Source organism: Bacillus tequilensis KCTC 13622, assembly GCF_000507145.1.
Taxonomy (GTDB): Bacteria; Bacillota; Bacilli; order Bacillales; family Bacillaceae; genus Bacillus; species Bacillus tequilensis.
Window position 1 is genome coordinate 354,420 of the sequence record NZ_AYTO01000041.1, and the last position, 22,837, is coordinate 377,256.

Annotated in this window: 23 protein-coding genes; 2 read left to right on the top strand and 21 right to left on the bottom strand. The window is 43.7% G+C overall.

Features of this window, described 5'->3' with window-relative positions; all coding sequences use genetic code 11:
- Positions 1–3: 3 nt before the first annotated feature.
- Positions 4–915, bottom strand: a complete 912-nt coding sequence (locus tag V756_RS0119935) for a ketopantoate reductase family protein (RefSeq protein ID WP_024716215.1) — start codon at positions 913–915, stop codon at positions 4–6.
- Positions 916–976: 61 nt separating this feature from the next.
- On the bottom strand, positions 977–2,596 hold the full coding sequence (locus V756_RS0119940; RefSeq protein WP_024716216.1) for an ABC-F family ATP-binding cassette domain-containing protein: 1,620 nt from the start codon (positions 2,594–2,596) through the stop codon (positions 977–979).
- 179 nt (positions 2,597–2,775) lie between these two features.
- Here V756_RS0119940 and V756_RS0119945 point away from each other — a divergent pair, with 179 nt between their 5' ends.
- Positions 2,776–3,045: a hypothetical protein gene (locus V756_RS0119945; RefSeq protein ID WP_024716217.1), complete on the top strand. Its 270-nt coding sequence runs from the start codon at positions 2,776–2,778 to the stop codon at positions 3,043–3,045.
- Between the two features lie 35 nt (positions 3,046–3,080).
- Here the strand turns inward: V756_RS0119945 and sipT are convergent, their stop codons facing one another.
- The 16 genes from sipT to V756_RS0120025 all read right to left on the bottom strand — a co-directional run bounded on the left by sipT (position 3,081) and on the right by V756_RS0120025 (position 19,459).
- Positions 3,081–3,662, bottom strand: coding sequence for a signal peptidase I sipT (gene sipT / locus V756_RS0119950; RefSeq protein ID WP_024716218.1), 582 nt, complete (start codon positions 3,660–3,662; stop codon positions 3,081–3,083).
- A 142-nt stretch (positions 3,663–3,804) separates the two neighbouring features.
- A complete protein-coding gene (locus V756_RS0119955; protein ID WP_024716219.1) occupies positions 3,805–5,709 on the bottom strand; it encodes a PTS fructose transporter subunit IIABC in 1,905 nt (634 codons plus the stop codon).
- Between the two features lie 14 nt (positions 5,710–5,723).
- The gene (gene pfkB, locus V756_RS0119960; RefSeq protein ID WP_024716220.1) at positions 5,724–6,635 is read right to left on the bottom strand and encodes a 1-phosphofructokinase; all 912 of its coding nucleotides are present in this window, start codon (positions 6,633–6,635) and stop codon (positions 5,724–5,726) included.
- Positions 6,632–7,387, bottom strand: a complete 756-nt coding sequence (locus V756_RS0119965; RefSeq protein WP_024716221.1) for a DeoR/GlpR family DNA-binding transcription regulator — start codon at positions 7,385–7,387, stop codon at positions 6,632–6,634. The genes pfkB and V756_RS0119965 overlap by 4 nt, the downstream gene beginning before the upstream one ends.
- Before the next feature lie 279 nt (positions 7,388–7,666).
- The gene (locus V756_RS0119970; protein WP_024716222.1) at positions 7,667–8,860 is read right to left on the bottom strand and encodes an ABC transporter permease; all 1,194 of its coding nucleotides are present in this window, start codon (positions 8,858–8,860) and stop codon (positions 7,667–7,669) included.
- Positions 8,857–9,549 carry an ABC transporter ATP-binding protein YknY gene (gene yknY / locus V756_RS0119975; RefSeq protein ID WP_024716223.1) on the bottom strand — a complete coding sequence of 231 codons (693 nt, stop codon included), beginning with the start codon at positions 9,547–9,549 and terminating at the stop codon, positions 8,857–8,859. Before yknY ends, V756_RS0119970 begins: the two co-directional genes overlap by 4 nt.
- Positions 9,550–10,683, bottom strand: a complete 1,134-nt coding sequence (locus tag V756_RS0119980; protein WP_024716224.1) for an efflux RND transporter periplasmic adaptor subunit — start codon at positions 10,681–10,683, stop codon at positions 9,550–9,552.
- Between the two features lie 4 nt (positions 10,684–10,687).
- Positions 10,688–11,383 (bottom strand): YknW family membrane protein, encoded by a 696-nt coding sequence (gene yknW / locus V756_RS0119985; protein WP_024716225.1) that lies wholly within the window; start codon positions 11,381–11,383, stop codon positions 10,688–10,690.
- A 115-nt stretch (positions 11,384–11,498) separates the two neighbouring features.
- On the bottom strand, positions 11,499–13,313 hold the full coding sequence (locus V756_RS0119990) for an ABC transporter ATP-binding protein (RefSeq protein ID WP_024716226.1): 1,815 nt from the start codon (positions 13,311–13,313) through the stop codon (positions 11,499–11,501).
- A gap of 10 nt (positions 13,314–13,323) precedes the next feature.
- Positions 13,324–15,081 (bottom strand): ABC transporter ATP-binding protein, encoded by a 1,758-nt coding sequence (locus V756_RS0119995; protein WP_024716227.1) that lies wholly within the window; start codon positions 15,079–15,081, stop codon positions 13,324–13,326.
- A 218-nt stretch (positions 15,082–15,299) separates the two neighbouring features.
- Complete coding sequence (moaD, locus tag V756_RS0120000; protein ID WP_024716228.1) at positions 15,300–15,533, bottom strand: molybdopterin converting factor subunit 1; 234 nt, start codon at positions 15,531–15,533, stop codon at positions 15,300–15,302.
- On the bottom strand, positions 15,526–15,999 hold the full coding sequence (locus V756_RS0120005) for a molybdenum cofactor biosynthesis protein MoaE (RefSeq protein ID WP_024716229.1): 474 nt from the start codon (positions 15,997–15,999) through the stop codon (positions 15,526–15,528). Before V756_RS0120005 ends, moaD begins: the two co-directional genes overlap by 8 nt.
- A complete protein-coding gene (gene mobB / locus V756_RS0120010) occupies positions 15,999–16,520 on the bottom strand; it encodes a molybdopterin-guanine dinucleotide biosynthesis protein B (protein WP_024716230.1) in 522 nt (173 codons plus the stop codon). The genes V756_RS0120005 and mobB overlap by 1 nt, the downstream gene beginning before the upstream one ends.
- Positions 16,481–17,773 carry a molybdopterin molybdotransferase MoeA gene (locus V756_RS0120015; RefSeq protein WP_024716231.1) on the bottom strand — a complete coding sequence of 431 codons (1,293 nt, stop codon included), beginning with the start codon at positions 17,771–17,773 and terminating at the stop codon, positions 16,481–16,483. The genes mobB and V756_RS0120015 overlap by 40 nt, the downstream gene beginning before the upstream one ends.
- Before the next feature lie 17 nt (positions 17,774–17,790).
- Positions 17,791–18,810, bottom strand: coding sequence for a MoeB/ThiF family adenylyltransferase (locus V756_RS0120020; RefSeq protein ID WP_024716232.1), 1,020 nt, complete (start codon positions 18,808–18,810; stop codon positions 17,791–17,793).
- Positions 18,811–18,859: 49 nt separating this feature from the next.
- Positions 18,860–19,459 carry a molybdenum cofactor guanylyltransferase gene (locus V756_RS0120025; RefSeq protein ID WP_024716233.1) on the bottom strand — a complete coding sequence of 200 codons (600 nt, stop codon included), beginning with the start codon at positions 19,457–19,459 and terminating at the stop codon, positions 18,860–18,862.
- 135 nt (positions 19,460–19,594) lie between these two features.
- Here V756_RS0120025 and V756_RS0120030 point away from each other — a divergent pair, with 135 nt between their 5' ends.
- Positions 19,595–20,560 carry a coiled-coil domain-containing protein gene (locus tag V756_RS0120030; RefSeq protein ID WP_024716234.1) on the top strand — a complete coding sequence of 322 codons (966 nt, stop codon included), beginning with the start codon at positions 19,595–19,597 and terminating at the stop codon, positions 20,558–20,560.
- A 40-nt stretch (positions 20,561–20,600) separates the two neighbouring features.
- On the opposite strand, the gene rok is transcribed toward V756_RS0120030, so the two are convergent.
- The 3 genes from rok to ahpA form a co-directional block, all read right to left on the bottom strand.
- On the bottom strand, positions 20,601–21,185 hold the full coding sequence (rok, locus tag V756_RS0120035; protein WP_024716235.1) for a transcriptional regulator Rok: 585 nt from the start codon (positions 21,183–21,185) through the stop codon (positions 20,601–20,603).
- A 449-nt stretch (positions 21,186–21,634) separates the two neighbouring features.
- Positions 21,635–22,093, bottom strand: a complete 459-nt coding sequence (gene ykuV / locus V756_RS0120040; protein ID WP_024716236.1) for a thiol-disulfide oxidoreductase YkuV — start codon at positions 22,091–22,093, stop codon at positions 21,635–21,637.
- A 68-nt stretch (positions 22,094–22,161) separates the two neighbouring features.
- Positions 22,162–22,704: a biofilm-specific peroxidase AhpA gene (gene ahpA / locus V756_RS0120045; RefSeq protein WP_024716237.1), complete on the bottom strand. Its 543-nt coding sequence runs from the start codon at positions 22,702–22,704 to the stop codon at positions 22,162–22,164.
- Positions 22,705–22,837 lie beyond the last annotated feature (133 nt).

Genomic DNA, 22,837 nt, shown 5'->3' on the forward strand with positions numbered 1-22,837 from the left:
TTTTTATTTTTCTGCTTCATACATTTGCAGATTGGCATAAACCGTTTCTAATATTGGTGCCGCAAGAGATAAACGCTTTGCTTTTTCAAGCAAAAAGCCGTGCAGGTGGTCTCCTTCCGTCGTTTGTCTGTTTTCCATATCACGAAGCATAGAGGACTTCATATGATAAGACATGCTTGTCATCGTACGGAAGCTCTCTTCCTCTAGATGCGGATCGACTGGGACGCCTTCTTTTCGCAAAATAGCGCCAATTTCTCCGATAAGAGTTTGGGCCGTGTGACGTCCGCCTTCTGTTGCGAGAATCGGGCCAAGCGGTCGTTGAAATAACGTGGTGATCCCCGCTTGCGCTGCAATAAACAGATACTTTTTCCAAATGTCCTTCTCTATATGCCCGCTGATAATGACTTCCGCCTTCACGCCTGAAAACGCCTCTTCAAGTGCTGTTATTCGTTCCGTACGTCCGCCATCCCATTCTCCGAATACAAAACGATGCGATGCGCTTGTATGATGAATGTCTCCCTTGTTGTCTAATGCACTTTCTATAAAGCACAAACCGCCGAGCACCTGTTCTTTTGAAAATACACTAAACAGCTGCTCATAATGGCGATACCCGTTTAAGAAAGGGATAATGACAGATTCATGATCAATAAACGGTTTGACATCGTCTATCACCTGCCCAAGTGAATAAGCTTTAGAAGCGATGATAACGACATCAAACCGCCCTGTTTCTCCGGCAGTGATTAATGCGGGCTGAAAAGATACATCGCCCTTTTCGCTATGGATGACAAGCCCGCTTTCTTTTAACTGCTCAGCTCTTTTTTTGCGCACGAGAAATGTCACATCATTTCCTGTCTCTGCAAGCCGTCCGCCAATATACCCGCCTACTCCTCCTGCTCCGACTACTAAAAATTTCATACCGTGTTCTCCTTTCATACCTATGTATCAAAAAAAGCAGAGAAATCTCTCTGCTTTTTTATTACGCGTATAGTTCAGTCAATTTTTTCTGCACATCAGCATTTTCAAGGAACTCATCGTAGCTCATTTGCTTATCGACGATGCCGTTAGGTGTAATTTCTATAATTCTGTTGGCAATGGTCTGTACAAACTGATGGTCATGGGATGTGAACAGCATAGCGCCTTTAAAGCTGATTAAGCCGTTATTAAGTGCTGTAATGGATTCTAAGTCTAAATGGTTGGTCGGTTCATCCAAAATTAAAATATTGGCGCCGGAAAGCATTGCTTTCGACAGCATACAGCGAACCTTTTCTCCCCCGGAAAGTACATTCGCTTTTTTATGGACTTCTTCTCCGGAGAACAGCATCCGTCCTAAGAAGCCGCGTAAGAAGCTTTCACTTTGGTCATGAGGAGAGTATTGGCGAAGCCAGTCTACAAGATTCAGATCACTGCCTTCGAAATATTCACTGTTGTCTTTTGGAAAAAACGCTTGAGATGTTGTGACGCCCCATTTAAACGTTCCGCTGTCGGCTTCCATTTCTCCGGAAATGATTTTAAACAGCGTCGTAACAGCAAGTTCGTTGCGGCCAGTAAAAGCAATTTTATCTTCTCTATTCATAATAAAGCTGACATTGTCAAGCACCTTTACGCCATCAATTGTTTTCGATAAGCCTTCCACTCGAAGCACATCATTTCCGATTTCCCGTTCCGGCGTAAAGTTAACGTAAGGATAGCGGCGGGAAGACGGTTTAATATCATCCAGCGAAATTTTATCGAGAAGTTTCTTTCTAGATGTAGCCTGCTTAGATTTAGACGCATTGGCGCTGAACCTTGCAACAAACTCTTGAAGCTGTTTGATTTGCTCTTCTTTTTTCTTGTTGGCTTCTTGAGAAAGCTTTAACGCCAGCTGACTTGATTCGTACCAGAAATCATAGTTTCCGACATAGATTTGGATTTTGTTAAAATCAAGATCAGCAATGTGTGTACAGACTTTATTTAAGAAGTGACGGTCATGGGATACGACAATAACAGTGTTTTCGAAGTTAATCAGAAACTCTTCCAGCCACTGAATCGCCTGAAGGTCCAAGTGGTTCGTCGGCTCATCAAGCAGCAGTACATCCGGCTTGCCGAATAACGCCTGTGCCAATAGCACTTTTACTTTCTCTGAACCGCCAAGGTCTTCCATTTTCTTCGTATGAAGATCTTCTGAAATACCAAGCCCTTTCAAAAGGATTGCAGCTTCACTTTCCGCTTCCCAACCGTTCAGCTCTGCAAATTCACCTTCGAGCTCAGCAGCACGAATGCCATCCTCATCAGAGAAATCAGGCTTCATGTAAATGGCGTCTTTCTCCTGCATGACTTCATACAGGCGTTTGTGGCCCATCATTACCACTTTTAGCACTTCATACTCTTCGTACTCAAAATGGTTCTGCTTTAAGATAGCAAGACGCTCGCCAGGACTCATATGAACGTCGCCTGTTTGAGGCTCGATTTCACCTGACAGCACTTTCAGAAATGTTGATTTACCGGCACCATTTGCACCAATTAACCCATAACAGTTGCCTGGGGTAAATTTAATATTGACATCTTCAAATAACTTACGATCCGCAAACCGCAAGCTTACATTATTTACAGCAATCATTTATTATCCTCCATCATGTCTATCATCAATAAAAGTATACCATGAATACAGGGCAAGAGAAATGATTCCCTGATAAAACGGAGAGAAACCACTTATACACTAGAACCGGCAGCTATGTTACAATGGAAGAGAGAGGATGCATCCGGCTGGGAAATTACACACTCTCATGGAGGAACACGTTGAGGCTTTTCACACTTACTGAATATTGCTTATTGATCTTTTTTACAGGCTTTTACCTCGCCGTAACAGGCTTTACCGCCAAGGATATCGGCTTGTATATTGGCATAGCCCTTATTTACATATTTTCGCACATTTTTTCTAAACGGATTTTCGAAAAGCGCGGAAAAGAAAACAAACAGGTTCACCTTTTCTTCAGTGTGCTGGCCATTATCGGTTCAGTGTTCATCACGGTGTTATGCATAGCACTGGTCGCGTCTTTTTCAAAATAAAAACGCCTGCTGCACCAAAGGCCAGCAAGGCGTTTTTATTTTGTTCGACGCATTTCGTTAAATGGGAAAAAGACAAACTTCGATGTGCCGACAATCCGGTTTTCCGCAATCAGCCCCAGACCGTTTCGGCTGTCCATAGAATTTAAACGGTTATCTCCCATGACAAAATATTTGCCTTTCGGAACCTTAACCGGTCCAAAATCGCCTGTCAGACTGACACCCAGCTTTTCCGCTTCCTTTTTGTTTTTAGACAAGTAAGGCTCGGCTACTTTTTTTCCGTTTATATAAAGCGTGTCATCCTTCATTTGAACGGTTTCTCCAGGCTTTCCGATCAATCTTTTTACATAATGGATTTTCGACGTCTCACCGTTGATAATCACAATATCTCCGCGCTTAATCTCGCCGATATAGTTGACGGTTTTATTCACAAACAGCCTTTCTCCGTCATGTAATGTGGGATACATAGATGACCCTTCAACTAAATAAGGTTCAAACAAAAAGTGACGGATCAAGAGAGCCAGCAGAACAGCGATGACAATCGCTTTTCCCCATTCCAAGTACGTGTTGGTTTTTTTCTTCGCCTTTTTTTCAGTATTCGCGTTTTTTTCCTCGGTCAAAGTGTTTCCTCCTAGACGATTGCTATGTCAGTTGTTTCTCTTCTTTTACTTTATCATAAAAGATAATAAAATACATAACTTAACCGCGCTCCCCCAGCACAATAAAGAAAAAGCGTCCTTTCGAATCAAGGACGCTTTTTTCTTATTTCTCTGTAACAGGTTTTTTTACGATACCGAGGATAATTGCCATCACGACAGCACCGATCACGATACTTAATAGGTAAAGCAGCGGATGGTTTGTGATGAAGGCTACGAACACTCCTCCGTGAGGTGCCGGAAGCGTTACACGGAAGAATTCAGTCAATCCGCCGGCAACCGCTGCACCAACGACAGCAGCTGGAATGACGCGAAGCGGATCTGCCGCAGCAAACGGGATCGCTCCCTCTGTTACGAAAGCAGCACCCATGAAGTAGCATGTAATACCAGCTTCACGGTCACGCTGAGTGAATTTGTTTCGGAAAAATGTTGTTGCAAGTGCGATACCAAGCGGAGGAACCATACCGCCGGCCATGATAGCCGCATGAGGTGCATAGTTTCCTGCATCGATCATTGCGATACCGAACGTAAAGGCTGCTTTATTCAGCGGACCTCCCATATCGATCGCCATCATACCGCCTAAGATAATACCCATTAATACAAGGTTTCCAGTACCTAGGCTTTCAAGCCAATCTGTTAAGAAATTCATAAATGCTGCTACAGGTGTATTGATGACAAATTGCATTAATACGCCAGTGATAAAAATACCGAACAGCGGGTAAATCAGAACAGGTTTTAATCCATCAAGTGACTGAGGGATAAACGTAAATACCTTTTTCAGTAAAACCACGACATAACCGGCAAGGAATCCGGCAATTAATCCGCCTAAGAAACCAGCATTTGCTTGAGTTGCCATAAATCCGCCGACCATACCAGGTGCAAAACCAGGACGGTCTGCAATACTCATCGCGATGAATCCGGCAAGCACAGCCACAATTAATCCTAATGCGTTGTCACCGCCGATAAACTTAAGGGCTGCAGCGAACGCGTTGTAAGTAGGATCTTTCGGATCAGCAGAATGTATTCCCCAGAAAAATGAAATCGCAACGAGGATACCGCCGCCGACTACAAACGGCAGCATGTTGCTGACACCGCTCATCAAATGCTTATAAAATGCATTTCCGATGCCGCTTCCAGACTTGCCTCTCTCTTCATCTTCATCGCTTGAAGCTGAAGAACCGCCGCTGCCTTGATAAATCGGGGCATCTTGGTTCATCGCTTTTTCGATTAGCTCTTGCGGGCGTCTGATCCCTGCAGTAACAGGTACTTGAAGCACGCGCTTGCCTTTAAAGCGTTCCATTTCAACCTGCTTGTCCGCTGCAACAATGATGGCAGGTGCATCTTCGATTTCTTGGGCAGTCAGCTTATGCTTGATGCCGCTTGAGCCATTTGTTTCAACCTTAATGTCCACACCAAGCTCTTTCGCTTTTTCTTTAAGCGCATCTGCGGCCATGAATGTGTGTGCAATACCTGTCGGACACGCAGTAACCGCTAGGATTTTTCCTTTTCCAGCAGGAGCTGGTGCCGCTTCTTCTTCCTCTTCCTCGTCTTCATCATCTTTATCATGCTGATTAATAATGTCAATGATGGCATCTTCTGACTCAGCTTCAAGCAGCTGCTTGCGGATTTCTTCACGCATTAACAGTGTTGAAAGTCTTGACAATGCTTCAAGGTGAGTGTTGTTTGCGCCTTCAGTCGCTGCAATCATGAATACCAAGTGAGCCGGCTGGCCGTCTAGTGATTCATAATCGACACCGTCTTTTGAGCGTCCGAACGCGATCGCCGGGTTGATAACGCTTGCTGTTTTGGCATGCGGAATAGCGATTCCTTCACCAATACCCGTTGAGCTTTGGCTCTCACGATTTAAAATGGCTTCTTTGTAGGCTTGTCGGTCATTTAACTTACCAGCCTTATCAAGAACTGTGACCATTTCGTCAATAACATTTTCTTTTTCTTTGCTCTCAATATTAAGCTTTATCGTATGCTTCGTTAAAAGCTCAGTTATTTTCACTTTTGTTTCCCCCTCTATAGACGTGTGACCTTAACTTCGGGAAGAAGCTGCTGGACAAATTCTTCTGTTCCAAGTTCTTCAGAGAAAGCCGTAGCGCTTCCTGATGTAACTCCTAAGCGGAATGCATCTTCAAGCGGCAGCTGTTTAGAAATGCCGGCAAGGAAACCTGCCACAACAGAATCTCCTGCTCCGACTGAGTTTACCAATTTACCCTTTGGCACATTCGCAAAATAAACAGCTTCCTTCGTAAACAAAAGCGCCCCGTCTCCGGCCATGGATACGATTACATGTTCAGCACCTTGTTCTACAAGCTTTTTCCCATAAGGGACTGCTTCTTCAACAGATGAAATTGTCGTGCCGAACATTTCTCCAAGCTCATGATGGTTTGGCTTCATCAAAAACGGTTTCATTTCTGTCGCTTTCAAAAGCGCCTCTCCTGAGATATCCAGAACTACCCGTGCGTTCTGCTGTTTGCAGGCTTCTGCGATTTTTTCATAAGTATCGTGAGGCAGTGAAGATGGAATGCTTCCTGCAAGGACTACGATATCTCCCTCTTGCAAAGATTGGAACTGTTCTAAAAAGGCTTTGAAATCTTCATCCGAAATTGTCGGTCCCTGCCCGTTAATTTCAGTTTCATCACCAGTTTTCAGTTTTACATTGATACGAGTATCTTCTTTCACTTCAGAAAATGCTGTTTCCAGATTTTCTTCCTGCAAAAATGTTTTGATATATTCTCCGGTAAATCCGCCGACGAATCCGAGTGCTTTAGACGATACATGGTGTCTTTTGAGCAGTCTCGATACGTTGATGCCTTTGCCTCCTGGATACTTTGTATCGTAAGAAGAACGGTTCAGGCCTCCTACAGTAAAATCTTCAACGTGAACAATATAATCGACAGATGGATTAAGTGTTACAGTATAGATCATGGTTTCACTACCTTTACGACAGTTTTTTCTTGGTAATTATCGAATGTAAGCTCTTCAGCGTCAGTCGTAATGATTGTTGCGTCGCCTATTCCGGCGAATGCCGAAAATGAAATTTCCCCGAATTTCGAAGAGTCTGCTAAGACATAAGCATGTTTTGCCTGTTTGACAGCTTTCTGTTTTAAAAGGGCCTCATCAGGGTCCGGCGTTGTGAAGCCAGCCTCTGTATGGACACCGTTTGTCCCCAGAAAACTCTTATCGAATCTGTACTGATCCATGGCAATCAGTGAAGCGCCTCCAATAACCGCACCCGTTCTGTGCTTTACGTATCCTCCAAGAAGATAAAAAGAAATTTCTTTCCTTATTAATGCTTCGACATGCATCACCCCGTTTGTGACAACGACGATATCTTTGCTTTTATCCATAAAATCAATCATGTGCAAAGTTGTCGTGCCTGCATCAAGGTAAATGCAATCCCCTTCTTCTAAAAGTGAAACCGCTTTTTCAGCAATTTTCAATTTATCGTGAAGGTTTTTGGATGATTTTTCAAGCATATCGGGTTCAAGTCTGATATCGGAAAGCTTGGCCGCTCCCCCATGAACACGCTTTAAAAAACCGCGTTCTTCAAGTGTCGATAAATCTCTTCTAATTGTAGATTCAGAAGCATTTGTCAGATTTATGAGCTCTTGAATTTTTACCACATCAAACTTTTCTATTTGATCAATAATCAATTGATGCCGTTCAGGAGTTAGCATGCTTCACCTCCCAATGAAAACGTATTCATTTTGAGTACAATTTCATTGTAAACGCTATTTTCAAATTAGGCAACTAAAATCATTCAAATTCATTCAATAACTATCAAAATCTTTCACGTTTATCCATATTAACGTATGTCTATAGGGTTTGTAAACTGTAAATTCGACAAAAACAAGGACAATTGTACGACAATTTCTTCTTATTTTAATGAAAAGAATCTTTTATATTCATAGTAGAAATCATCAACCATAAAAAAACCTCGTGCAGGTTGCACGAGGCTACTCATAACGCAGCGCTTCAATCGGATTCAGCTTTGCGGCTTTATTTGCAGGAAGCATGCCGAAAATAACGCCAATGAGCATACTGAACAGCACACCCCCGCATACAACATGCCAGGATATAAGTGACGGCCAGCCTGCAATGGCAGAAACTAGTGCGGCTCCTCCGTATCCGATCCCAATTCCAATCAGTCCGCCAATCAGCGTCAATACGACTGATTCAATTAAAAACTGAGTCAGAATCTGCCCTCTCGTTGCACCGAGTGATTTACGGATTCCGATTTCCCGCGTCCGTTCTGTGACTGATACAAGCATAATATTCATGACACCGATCCCGCCGACCAAAAGTGAGATGCCAGCAATTGAGCCGATAATCGTCGTCATAATCGCCGTTACTTTGCCAATTCCGGCAGCAATCTCTTCCATGTTCATCACTTGATACGAATCCTCTGTACCATGATTATCATTGACCAGCTGCACCGCTTCTTTTCCAGCTGGTTTGATGTCGTCTGTTGATTCGACTTGCAATGATACGTTACTGAAATCATTTGTTCCAAAAGAGGATTTCATCATATTAAATGGCACGTACATTTCACTTAAGCCGAAAGAAAGCAAGCCTGTTTCTTTTTTCAGCACGCCGATAATTTCAACAGGCTGGCCGTTGACCCAGACTACTTCACCGAGAGGGGAGGTTTTATCAAACAGCTTCTCTGCCATCTTTTGAGAGATGACTCCGGCTCTTTTCCCCGCGAGAAAATCATTGTCGGTAAAGGTTCTGCCGCTTTCGATTTCTAAAGAATTGACATTCATGTAGCCATCGTTTATTCCGTTAATTGTAACATCGGTTTCTTCCTCATGATAACGCGCTGTCATACTTTTAGAAGTAGAGGCAACAACTTGTTTGATACCCTCTATCTCTTTTAAACTTTTAATATCGTTTTCCGTAAAAGTAGATCCTGCTAAGGCGTTCGGATTGTTTGCAAGCTCCTCGTCGCTCGGCATATAGTACAGCTCAACAGTGTTTCCCGGGCCGCTAATCGACTGCTTCAGCATTTGCTCGCCGCCCTGCCCTACCGCAACGACGACAATGACAGAGCCAACACCAATGATAATGCCGAGCATCGTTAAGATCGAACGCATTTTGTGGGCAAGGACCGAACTTAGAGCCATTCTGATGTTCTCTAACAGACTCATTCTCCCACACTCCTTTGTTCGGAGCTGGCGGAAACAATGTGTCCGTCACGCACCATGACGATCCGATTCGTGCAGTCTGCAACTTCCGGCTCGTGAGTAACAAGAACGATTGTCGTTCCCTCGGCATTTAATGCTGTAAATTGCTCCATAATCGCCGCGCTGGTTTTTGTATCCAGGGCGCCAGTCGGTTCATCAGCTAAAATCAATTTTGGTTCATTCACGATTGCTCTTGCAATCGCCACCCGCTGCTTCTGTCCGCCCGACAGCTCATTGGGCATGTGGAACATTCGGTCGGCTAACCCGACTTTTTCCAGCGCTCTTTCCGCCCGTTCTTGCCGTTCTTTTTTGCCTATACCGGAATAAATCATCGGAAGCTCGACGTTTTTTTTGGCGTTCAGCCGCGGAAGAAGCTGAAATTGCTGAAACACAAAACCGATGGACCGGTTACGGACTGCGGCCAATTCTTTATCTTTATATGAAGAAATATCTTCGCCGTCCAGTTTATACGTACCGGAAGTCGGCCGGTCAAGACAGCCGATGATATTCATGATTGTCGATTTCCCTGATCCTGACGGCCCCATAATTGACACATATTCTCCTTGTTGAATGTCCAGTTGAATGGAATGGAGAACATCAAACGTTTCTCTGCCGATCTGATAGCTTTTTCGCACATTAGAAAGCTGAATCATTTATGCTTTCACTTCCGTTCCATCGGTCACCTGATCAGAAGGATTCAAAATGACTTGATCATCCTGAGAAATCCCCTCTTTAATTTCTGTCAAATCATCAGTCACTTCTCCGATTTTGACATCAGTACGTTTTGCTTTTCCGTCTTTTACTGTATATACATAATATTGATTATCTTCTTTTTTAACTGCCTTTGAAGGAAGCGTATTTGCTTTCCGCTTGTCTGTTTCAATATTCATGATGAATTTAAAGCCGGGTTTTCCCTCTGGAAGACTCCCTTTTATTTTCACTTGAAGAGGATATTGCACTGCTTGTTCTGTCCCTTGCGCGGCAGTGCTTTCCTGCTGGTCCGGAACAAGTCCGACTGCAGAAACCGTGCCTTTCCATGTTTTATCCTGGATAACATCAGAAGTGAGTGTGACCTTCTGGCCTTTTTTGACTTTCAGTGTATCGTACTCAGACAATTTCCCTGAGACGACAAGGTCTTTTGGGTTTCCGATATGTATGACAGGCTCTTGAATATCTGATTTTTTGGATGCCGCTTCTTGGTTGACAGAAATAACGGTGCCCTCGATTTCGCTTTTCACTTCAAGATCTGATACCCGATTGGCAAGTGACTGCCGCTGAAGCTCGGTTTGTTTTAATTCGATCTCCGCTGTTTTTTCCTGCATCTGAAGCTCCGTCCGTTCAGATTCAATTTGTTTTTCTGCTTCTTTCTTCCCCACCTGTTTTGCCAGTTCTTTTTCTTTTTTGTCTAACGCTTTAATTTTTTCTTGAGTTTGGTCAATTTGAAGCTGATTGGATTCAGCCGTTAACTGGTTTTGTTCTTTTTCAAGGCTCAGCTGCTCATTTGTATAGGTGACTAAAGGCGTGCCCTTTTTAACTTTGTCGCCTTCCTTCACTTTAATGTCTTCTAATGTCCCTTTATCCGCTTCATAAAAGACATACTGTTCATTTGAAAATTTAAGTGTGCCGGGAACCATAACTGTTGACGAGATGTCTTTTTCTTCGAGGCTTCCCGTTTCTATCTTCTGTCCGGCGCTGCCGCTTGTCGGCGCGGCAGACCGGTAAATATTGATTCCGATAAAAAGAGCGACTAAAGCGGCGATTCCAATTCCGATCCAGACTTTTTTCATGAGCTTATGCACCTGCCATAGAATTGATTAAACCCGAAAAGAATGAAAATGCGACCAAAATGCCGAAAAGAACAATTGCTGAAATCCATCCGGCTTTTTTTGAGATGCCGCCTGTTTTGTGAAGTCCGATCGCCAATAATACAAAGCTCCATACACTGAATATCTCAAAGTTATTTAACACGCTGGCAAGAACCCCGTCAGACTGGATAATTCCTGCCAGTGACGTTACGCTGTAAAGAGGATTTGCATTCGTTGTAAAAACAACAATTCCGTTAATCAATAATCCAAAACTGCTAATCAACGAGACAAACAGCCCGAGAGAAAGCATTTTTTTGTATGTCGTAACCCCGCCTGAAATTTTTACACAGAGCCAATAAATGAGAGGGGCGATAAATAATGCTGCGATGCCGCCGAAAATGGCACCTGCCATCGCTCCAAATTTGGTTATTGTCCCGACCGTTTCCATTTGTTCAGCTGTTAACCCTTGGGGATCCGTGCTTTTCAAAATCTCACTATAATCTGTACCGAGTGATTGCAGCACCGCTCCAACAATGATAATCACCGCAACAATGAAAAGCGGCCCCCATACCGCCGGTCGTTCTCTTATTCTTTCAAATTGAACAGACGGGCTTGTGATTACTCCAAAAAGTGACGGTTTTTCCGTCGCCGTTCCGCTGTTTTTTTCTACATTTGTTTCCATTTCAAAACCTCCTTGAAAAATGTCTAACAGATAATACGGGAGAGGAATCGAAAAGTTTCATGTTTTTCTCATACATTTCCAAAAGCCTTCAATCGATAACTGAAGGCATTTTGTCTCATTCTATCGCTGTTGTGTATTGCGCTTTCACAAGCCCGGCATAGATGCCTCCTTTAGCGAGCAGCTGCTCATGGTTTCCTTCTTCCATTTTCTTGCCGTGATCAAGAACAATGATGCGGTCGGCGTCACGGATCGTGGACAGTCTGTGGGCGATCATCACTGCTGTACGCCCTTTCAGCAGCGTTTTTAACGCCAGCTGAATTTTGACCTCGGTCTCTGTATCGATACTTGCCGTTGCTTCGTCAAGGATGATAATAGCTGGATCGGCGAGCAATGCTCTTGCAAAAGAAATGAGCTGGCGCTGTCCGGCAGACAGGACGCTTCCCCTTTCCTCCACCTCTGTTTTATATCCTTTTGCCAAACTAGTAATAAACTCATCCGCCCCAACCGCTTGGGCTGCTTTCATCACCTCTTCGTCTGAAGCATTCGGCCGTCCAAAACGTATATTTTCCATGATGGTCCCGGAGAAAATAAACGTATCTTGCAGCACAATGCTGATTTGAGAGCGCAAACTGGCAAGGGATAGATCCTGAATCGGAACACCGTCTATTTTAATAATGCCTCCCGTGGCATCATAAAAACGGCTGATTAAATTGGCGATCGTCGTTTTCCCGCTCCCTGTATGCCCGACAAGCGCAAGTGTCGAACCCGCCGGAATAGAGAAGGAAACAGCGTGAAGAGCTTTTCGTTTTTCATCATACGAAAACTCAACCTCTTCAAAGCTGATCTCCCCATTTATCTTTTTCTTATGAATGGCATCCGGCTTTTCCTTAACATTTGGCTGTTCGTCCAGAAACTCGAAAATCCGTTCTGATGATGCCATCCCCATTAACAGCTGGTTATAGACCTGGCCAAGTCTCGAAATGGGTTCCCAAAACATACCCAGATAGAAGGCAAAAGAAACAAAGACGCCAATCGTAATGGTTTCATTCATGATGAGTGCGGCGCCATACCAAATCAAGACAGCCGTTCCGATCGCATTTGTCATTTCTACCAGCGGACGGAACATGGCATTTTTTCTTGTTGCTTCCCGCCATGATTGGTAGTTCTCCTGATTGACGCCGTCAAAATACGCCATATTTTCTTCTTCCTGCGTAAATGCCTGTGTGACACGAATGCCTTGAATGCTTTCGTTCAGATGAGAGTTGAGCTTCGATTGTTTTAGACGTACCGTTTGCCAGGATCGGCGGATTTTTTTTCTGAGACTTGTTGAAATAAAAAACATTATTGGCAGTGTCACCATAATGGCGATCGTCAGCTCAGGGCTCAGCGTAAATAAAATGATGATCACGCCTGCCAGAAGCAGCAAGTCAGTCAATAGATTAATGACTCCGCTAGTAAAGAGCTCCTGAAGAGCATTGATATCATTCATAATCCTGACCAGAATCGATCCGGCTGACCGCTGATCAAAAAATCGGTGGGATAAGCGCTGCACATGGGTAAATAAATGCTGCCGCAGATCGTAAATAACATGCTGGCCAAGCTGGTTCATCCATCTGATTCTGAACACGTTGGCGGCGTAATTGAGAATATATAACCCGCTAATGATAAAAACGAGCTGGATCAATAGCTCCGAGTTTCTCGCTGTAATGGCTTGATCAAGAACATAAACGCCGATCAGAATGGGAATCACAAGCTTTACGGCAGTCCCAATCAATACGGTGAGAAAAGAAAGCGGCAAAATTGTTTTCCGATACGGTTTAACATAGCTCAGCAGCCGCCACATTTGAGCCCAGTTAAACGGCTTTTCAATGATTTCATCTGAAGAATAATAGAAACGCTCCAAAAGCCCCTGTTTTTTTGCTTGTTTCATATGGTCCTCCCTATCCGACCTGATGCGGCTCATTGATCATTTTGACATCGCGGTATTGCAGATCGTAAATTTTTTTATAGTAGCCGCCCTGTTCAAGAAGCTCGTGATGGGTTCCCCTTTCACAAATACGACCTTTTTCAAAAACGAGAATTTCATCGGCGTGTTTCAGTGAAGAAATGCGGTGAGCGATGATAAAGGTTGTGCGATTTTTCATGACTTCTTTTAAAGCAAGCTGTATGCTGTGCTCTGTTTGCATATCTACTGCGCTTGTGGCGTCGTCCAATATTAAAATGCCCGGGTTCAAACAAATGGCTCTCGCAATGGCGATACGCTGTTTCTGTCCGCCGGAAAGCCCCATTCCCCTCTCTCCCAGCATGGTGTCATACCCATTAGGCAGCTCCATAATAAAATCATGAGCCTGCGCCCTTTTTGCCGCTTCGATGATGTCTTCCATTGAGGCATCCGGCCGCCCGTACGAAATGTTTGATCGAATCGTAGATGAAAACAGAAACGATTCTTGAAGGACGACCCCGATATTGGAGCGAAGGGTGTTTAACGAATAATCTGTGATAGGCTTGTGATCAATGGTAATCATTCCGCCAACAGGGCTGTAAAATCTTGTGAGGAGCTGTGTCACTGAGCTTTTGCCTGAACCTGTCGGGCCCAATAGTCCGATTACCTTCCCGCTGTTTGCCTCAAAGCTTATATTGCACAACGCGTTTGTTTGTTCTTTTCCATATGCAAGAGAAACATTTTTAAAGTGGACGCTGCCTATTAATTTTTGTTTATGCAAAGCACCAGCATGGTCTGTGATCTCTTCTTCTTTTTCGAGAATCTCCAAAAGGCGCTCACCCGAAGCTTTTGCTTGCGAGAACATATTGATGACAAAGCCTAAGTTCATAATCGGCCACATCATATAATTGACGAGGCTGAAAAAAGCGACAAGTTCACCGGGATTGAGCTGATTTTGCATAACCAAGTAACCGCCATAAGAGAGGAGGGCTACAATACAAATATTTCCGATGAACTCCATTAGAGGGAAATACGCAGACCAGATGGAGGATGTTTGCAAATACTTTTCTCTGTACTCTGAGTTGGCTCTATTGAAAGTGCTGATCTGAAAATCTTCTCTGGAAAGAGATTTAACCGTATTGATGCCGCTGATATTTTCCTGGACTTTTGTATTCAGTTTCGCAAATGATTTCCGGATGCCTCTAAAGGCGGGATGGACTCTTTTGTCAAACTGATATACCGAAACAGCGAGAAATGGCAGAACGGCTATTGTCACAAGTGTAAGAGGAACAGAATAGTAAAACATGACCGATAGGCTGATGGCTACCAGCAGGCCGAAGCGAATGAGCTCAGCGAGACCGTATGATAAGAAAAAACGAAGGCCCTCAACATCAGCTGTCAGCCTGGACATCAAATCTCCTGTTTTCGCGTTATCATAATAAGAAAAAGAAAGCCGCTGCAGTTTTTCATATAAGCCATTTCTCAACCGATAAACGGATTTAATCCCAAACATATCACCCAAATATTGATGAAAAAAAGTCGCGGTTCCTTTCAGGCCCATTACCGCAACAAACCCTAAGCTGACCCATACTGCAAGCTGATACTGCCCTCCCAGTACGATCTCATCAATCGTAATTTGCAGGATAATCGGGTAAACGACAGTAATAACAGTCATCAAAAGCATAGCCAGCAGCGACCACATAAACACTTTTCTGTACGGCCAATAAAACAGTTTTAATCTTTTAAATGTCTCCATATCCAGCACCTTTCTGATTTTTATCTTCTTTACTATATCGATACCAGAAATAAACTTCTATTTTTTGGAAATTCAGTCCAATTGTGGAGTAAGTCTCTTACTTTATAGGGAGTCCTTTATGCAGAATAAACGCTTACAGAAAATCATTGTATGCTGGGGATACTTTGGGATATGCGAATCGCACAAAAAAACCGGATGGCTGAATGCCGTCCGGTTTTTCATCCTCCGCTGACCGGCGGAATGATGGCTACCGTGTCATCTGAGAATACAGAAGTATTTTCTTTTACATAGCTTTCGTTAACGGCAATCATAGCTGTATCAATGGATTCGAGGCCGTATTGTTCTTTTAGACTCGCTTTTATTTCGTCTGTCGTTGCTTGTTCCATATCTAGTTCCAATGATTGTGTGCCAGCCTGTTCGGCAAGCCCTGCAAATAAAAGAATCTTAATCATGCTGCTCTCCCTCGCTAAGATCTGGTTTTCCGTTCGGATAAGCTGTTGTTTCAAGCTGGTCGCCGATCCATTGCTCACCGTCTTCCCAAATTTCTTTTTTCCAAATGGGCACAATCTGTTTAATTCGTTCGATCGCATACTCATTGGCTTCATATGCGGCTTTTCGATGGGGAGAAGACACAGCGATCACGACCGCTGCTTCACCGATATCCAGCACACCTATACGGTGCGTGATCGCAGCTGAAGCGCCTTCCCATTTTTCTTCGATTTCAGCGCCGATTTGAGCCAGCATCTGTACGGCCATTGGTTCATATGCTTCATATTCAAGCCGAACCGTTCTTTTTCCTTTTGTCCATTCCCGAACCGTGCCAATAAATGTGGTAATGGCCCCTGCTTCCCGTTTCTCCACTTTTTTGATAATGTCTTCAGTAATAATGGGTGTTTTCGTAATCTCAAACCGTTCCACTATGCAGATTCTCCCTTCAGCTGTGAAATCATAAAATCCACGGCAGCCGGATCATCCGCATGAAAAACGGGTAATCCGTGATGCTCTGTCATATGCTCTTTTTTTCTATAGATGATGGCGATTATATTCACTGCCTGCAGCGCTTTTAGATCTTCCTTTTCACTCAGGATAACCACTTTAGGATAAGGGGCTTTTTTAAAGCCTTCAATCAGAAGGCAGTCTGTTTCAAGAAACCGATATAACTCGATCAGCCGCAGCAAATCCCAATTTCGGCGGGCTGTCAGCTGTAACATACCGGCACCTTCTACCGCTGTCACATCAGCACCCGCAGCCTTATAACGGTCCGTGTCTTTTCCTTCGGTGAACGTTTGCGGTTCACCGCCGTGACCATGATGCTTCAAACAGCCCAAATGAACCCCTTGTTCAGAGGCTTTTTCAAGAATACGCTCAATAAACGTTGTTTTCCCGCTGTTTTGAAATCCTACAACCTGGACGATCGGGAAAGGACGGACCAAGGCCATTCACTTCCATTCTCTTCTCTGATGAGCAGCACTTGAACTGTTCTGCCTGATTCGTAGCCCCGCGTGCCGCCCGGAAGGATAATAAACGCATTTGCTTCTGCAAGTGATGTGACAGAGCTCGACTTATCTAATCCGACGGGTGTCGCCAACAGCTTTCCTTCTTGATGGTGTACAAGCGCGCGAACAAATCGAGTAAATGGGTTCGGCTTCGGAAAATCCTTCGTCAAAACCGCTTCCGCGCAAATCGAATGCGGTTTTTCGTTGAGCAGCCATGTCTGAATCATCGGTTTAACAAACAGTTCAAAGCCGACATAGCATGCGGACGGGTTGCCTGAGAGGCCAAACAGCAGCATATCGTTTGCATGCGCCACCGTCGTCACACTGCCCGGACGCATGGCAACTTTATTAAAGAGCACATCCGCTCCGAGTTTTTCATAGATCGCAGGCAAAAAGTCAAAATCACCCACTGATACACCGCCAGTTGTGATCAGGAAATCCACCTTTTTCATGGCTTCTTTAACTGCAGCAAAGCTTTTATCCAGATCATCAGAGATTTTCCCTAAATAAAGCGGTGAACCGCCTGCTTCTATCACTTGCGCATACACCATACTGGCATTGCTGTTGCGGATTTTCCCCGGTTCCAGCGGATCACTGACATTCAGCAATTCGGTACCTGTTGCAATAATCCCGACAACAGGCTTTCTCACGACAGGTACGGAAGCGTATCCGAAGGTAGCCAAAAGCGCAGTCACTCCTGGTGTCACTCGGGCGCCCTTTCTCAATAAAACACTCCCTTTTAGAGCGTCTTCACCTGTTTTTGAAATATTATCACCCGGCTGAAAGCGGCGTTTTAAAGACATAAACGTCTTCCCATTCTCCTCAAAGGTTTGCGTCAGCTCAATCATAACGACTGCATCTGCCCCTTCAGGGATTTGCGCGCCAGTCATAATCCTCACGGCCTGAAAGGGGCCGAGTTCTTTTTCAGATACAGCCCCCGCTCCAATGTGGTCAACGACCTCAAACCGAACTGGGTTTTCACGTGAAGCTTCAGCCGTATCGCACGCTCTGACAGCAAAACCGTCGTATGGCGAACGGTCAAACGCAGGTACGTTGTGATCTGCTGTTACATCTTCAGCTAAAGATCGATGAAGGCTGTCTTCAAGCGCTACCCATTCTATTTCCCCTTGTTTTTGAAAATGGCTGACACGCCGAACTGCCTCATCTACCGGTATCGGTGTTCTTTTCTCCAGCATTCTGACCCCTCCTGTTGTTACAATCCAATCACTCTTGCCAACACGGAATTGGCTTCTTTCACATCATTTGTTCCATGCACCAGTGCCCGTCCGTCATTAAAGATGACGATTCTGAAATTCTCGTAAAAAATATGCATCAAAAACGCATTGGTCTCGACCTTGCCGATTGTTTTCAACCGCTTGATGAGCTCCTGTTTTGGGATTCTTTTTAATGATTCCGACCTTACCTGAACTGTATCACGGCCGCACAGCACAGCAGCTTTTGGTGTGTTCCAATCTTGGAGATACGGATAAACCGCATGTGCTCCGCAAGACGGGCAATCCTCACGGCGTACATGATTAACGTTAATGTTCATATGCGAGTTGTTCCAAACATCAAACGTCACAAAACCGCGCTGTATCGCTTTTGTTTGGCCGGTTAACAGCTTTAAGGCCTCAGCCTGCTGATAGGCCGAAACGATATGCACAGCGGGCGGAATGATGCCGGCAGTATCACACGTCGCCCCGCCTACAGGAATTTGCTCAAACAAACAAGACAGACAAGGCGTTTCTCCCGGAATAACCGTCATAAACATCCCTTGGCTGCTTACACAGGCGCCATAGACCCACGGTGTCTTTGTTTTCTGGGCAAGATCGTTTATCAGCATGCGGGTTTCAAAATTATCTGTCGCGTCGATCACAACACCTGCCTTTTCAATCAGCGGTGCAAGCGTTTCGGCTGTTCCTTCGGCCACATGGGCCTCAATATGTATTCCGCTGTTAATCACTGATAGATGCTCTTTGGCAGCCATGGCTTTCGGCATACGGAGCTTGGCATCGCTTTCTGTATAAAGCTGCTGTCTTTGCAGATTGCTCCACTCCACATAGTCACGGTCAATAATGGTAATGGTGCCGACTCCCGCTCTGGCAAGCCCTTCAGCTCCAGCAGTGCCAAGCGCTCCCGCTCCGACAACAAGGACATGGCTGTCTGCCAGTTTTTTCTGGCCCTCTTCCCCAATTTGCTTAAATCTGATTTGCCGTGAATAACGCTCCTCCATCAATCTGTTCTCCTTATCTTTTATGCCATCTTAACACGTTTTTGCCCCATCAGTCCCGCCTGAAGGAGTGCGTTTTTTCTTCCAAGCGCCTAAAATCATGACGTGTATTGATATTGATAAACTCCGCCGGGTCTGCCCCAATCTCTTCAGCCTGTACGTAACTAACCGCAATACGGTCTAACAAATCTGATATTCTTAGTCTCTTCTTAGAAAGCTGATCAAATAGGATGGGCATAATTCGTTTATGGTACATGGCAATCAATGGCTGCTCCCGTCCGTCTGAAATCGGGACGACCGCATCTGCACCGGCAGTCATCAGACGCTCAAGCTCCAGCATTGTCCTTCTTTGTATCAGCGGCGTGTCACAGGAAAGAACAGTATAAAGATCACCGTCTGTCTTTTCAAATGCGGTATATATACCAGCCAATGGCCCCATACCTTGAAAAGGCTCAGCATCTTGATACACTTCATTTTCACCGTTTTCTTGAAATCTATCGATAAACTCAGGGCGGCTGATGATAACGGTATGTTCTCCAAGCGCCTTTTTGGCCCATTCGTAAAACATCTGGCCCTTCCATTTCACAAACGCCTTCGGTTCTCCGAAGCGCCGTGAGGCTCCTCCAGCCAGCAGTACGTTTATATGCTCCATATTCTCTCACCTCTAGTTCGTTAAAAGCATAGCAAAAGCAAAGCTCCCACGCCACTGCTTGTCTGTTTATTAAAGAGGAATAGCTGTTCAGTATTTGCATATTGTAGTGTTAACATCATGAGGGAGATGGTTCGAATGAAAAGATCAGGTCCTTTTTTCCACGACATATCTCAGGAGAACCTTTATTTAAAATCAGAGCTTTCAAGGTGCCATAAGCTGATTGCCGAACTTGAAGCAAGCTACTTCCATCAGAAAAATAACAAGCTGCTCAAGGAAAATAACGATATGAAAGAAAAACTCCAGCAGCTGTCTGCCGAATTGACAAACATGTCAACGAAAGAAAAACACGCCTCCCATACCAGCCAAACCCTGCACCAAATCAGAGCTGAACTGCTTGATAAAATCGTAGCTTTGCAGGAGCTTCTTTCTGCTGAAACCTACAAACGCAAAACTGAAATCCAAGAAAAACAGAAGCTTCATATTGCTAAAATTAAAATTGAAGAAGAAAATAAACATCTGCATCAGCGAATCAGCCATCTTGAAGCCTCTATTGAACAGGAACAGAACGCCCTGCTTCAGGCAAAACAAAAAACAGAATTGATAAAATCCGAAAACGGCCGTCTAAAGGAGCAAATGGTAGAAAAAGAATATCAGCTAAAACATATTAAAATAGAAGTTGATCATATGAAAGACCGAATCATAGAAACGAAAGAAAGGCTGCTCGAAATAGAAAAATCGAAAGAAAAATTATTTCACGAAACTATTATATCGTATAAACGGCAGCTTGATGAAAGCGATGCCTGGATTGCTTCTCATTTTGCCGATATTGATGGCGGCACGAAACAAAAAGAAAAAACAGAAGAAGAAACTCCAGCGGTCTATGCGCAGCCAAATCATGTAGAAACCATACTTGAAGATGTCACCAAACAGATACATGTGCTTCAAAAACAGCTTGCCCGCGCCCAATCATCAGACCAGGCCATGAGCCATACAATCGAGAAGCTGAAAAGCAGAGCCGCCGAAGAAAAACCTTATCAAAAGTGGGTGTATAAACTCAATCTTGAAAAAGAAAACAAACCTTCACAGAAAAAACCTCAATAAAAAAACTGCTTGAGCGATGCCAAGCAGTTTTTCTGTATATTTATTCATTTGCAGATTCAGCTGATTCCGCAGATTCAATTTCGCCTTCTAAAATGTACTGGCCGCGATACGGCTTTTTCACTTCTGGATACATTTTAATTAAGCTTTGCATAAACGTTGTCATATTAGGGATTTCAAGACCGCTTTCTTTTTCAATCTCCTTTTGAAGCTCGGAGCTCTTAATCGCGGCATTGTGTCGTTTCAATGTTTTAATTGCAGCTTCACGCAGCTTAGCTGCTTTTGATCCCGGTCTTGCCGTTCCTCTTCTTCTTCGTGTTGTTCCGTCTGGTATACCGGCAGGAAGAGAGGAAATAGATTGAAGCTGAGGCTGAACAGACTGCTGCTGTGATTGCGGCTGATAGCTTCTGATTTCTTGAGCTGCAAGCTCAGCGAGAACCGGCAGAGAGTCAGATTTTTTTTCAGAACGGAAATCCTTTTTGATGTCGGAAGGGCTTCCATTTCTGTCCAGCTCTCTTAATTTTGCGTATATTTTGTCGCGTTCAATTTGATATTCACGTATGACTTTCACTTCAGCTTCATTTAATTGTTCCAACCGCAAACGCAAAGCTTCTCTTTCATTAAACATTCCTCAATGTACCCCCTATCAAAATTAACATCATAATTAAGATATTAGATTACAAAAGTAATTTTATCAACTATTATTTTAGCATTTTACTATTATATTTACTCTATGAAAAATTCCTTATTTTCTGAAAAGGTTTTATTTTTTAAAAGAGTCCTTTATTCTCAAGGGATTAAGAGCTTTCGAGTCTAATTGGTATAATGTTGAAAATATATATTTTACTTACTTCTTTATTGAAATTTAGTGTATTATCTACAATTTTCGAGTTTTGGGGCATGAAATTTATCTAAAATTGCGGGAAAACATCAAAAATCAGCTTACTTTTTAGCGTATCAATCAAACAATCCACCATTTCTCATGCCCAAATTTGGAAAAATAATCTTCTTACTCTTCTTCATTTACTTTTTTGAACAAATAAAAAACCTGATGAATATCAGGTTATGATGAAGAACTTATTCAGATGCCTGTTCTGTTTCAGCCAGAACGCGGTTCACACGTTTTTCAAGCATTTTCATACCGCTCCCGCCCGCTTGGAAGTGACGGAGCTGCCCTGTTTGATCAAACACATAGTATGCAGGCACATATTCATTTTCAAACGCATCGGTTAATGCATGATCACTGTCGACAAAAATCGGCTGAGTGATGTCATGCTCAGCAGCTGTTTCTTTAATTTTTCCAAGATCAAGATCATCTTCGGAACGAGGCATATGCACAGCTACAACGTTCAATTTATCTTGATATTTATCCCGAAATTCATTCACTTGCGGCATCGCCTCTTTGCACAAATGGCAGCTGATCGACCAGAAGTGAATAAGCGTCGGCTTTTCCCCGACCAATTGCTCTCTCGTTACTTCACCGTTTAACCAAGCTGTTTCCCCAGTCAATTCAGGCATTGGCTGTCGTAATTTCAAAGCTTTACCCTCCTATTAAACAGAAAGGTCTAACGATAATGTCAAACCCTTTTCGTTCTTAGAAAGATTTAAAGTGTTTTTTGGCCTGGTTTCCAGTTGGCAGGGCAAAGTCCCCCCGTTTGAAGCGCTTGAAGAACACGAAGCGTTTCGTCAACGTCACGGCCAATGTTGTTATGAAAAACAGTTTGATATTGAAGCTCGCCTTCAGGATTGATAATAAACAATCCGCGCAGAGCTACACCTTCTTCTTCAATTAAAACGCCATATTCACGGGATACTTCGTGGTTTGTGTCAGCAGCAAGCGAATATTTCAGCTGGCCAAGACCGTTTTCTTTACGGTCAGTATTAATCCACGCCAAATGAGTATGGATGGTATCAGTTGAAACCCCGATGACTTCAGCATCAAGGTCTTCGAACTCGTCATAACGGTCAGACATTGCTATAATTTCTGTCGGACAAACAAAAGTGAAGTCCATTGGATAGAAGAACAGCACTGTCCATTTATCACTTTTCATGTTTTCCTCAAGACTTACTTTGCCAAATTCTTTACTTGCAAGGACTGCTTCCATTTCAAAACGAGGAGCTTGTTTACCTACCATACGTTCTGCCATATGTATCCCTCCAATTTATTATTTGGCTTAAAAGCCGAATTCACATGAAAATAAAGGATGTTATTCCATATTTCGTTAACATCATCACAATGCCTATTATATAAGAGCAGATTTTTCGAGTCAATTTTTAACA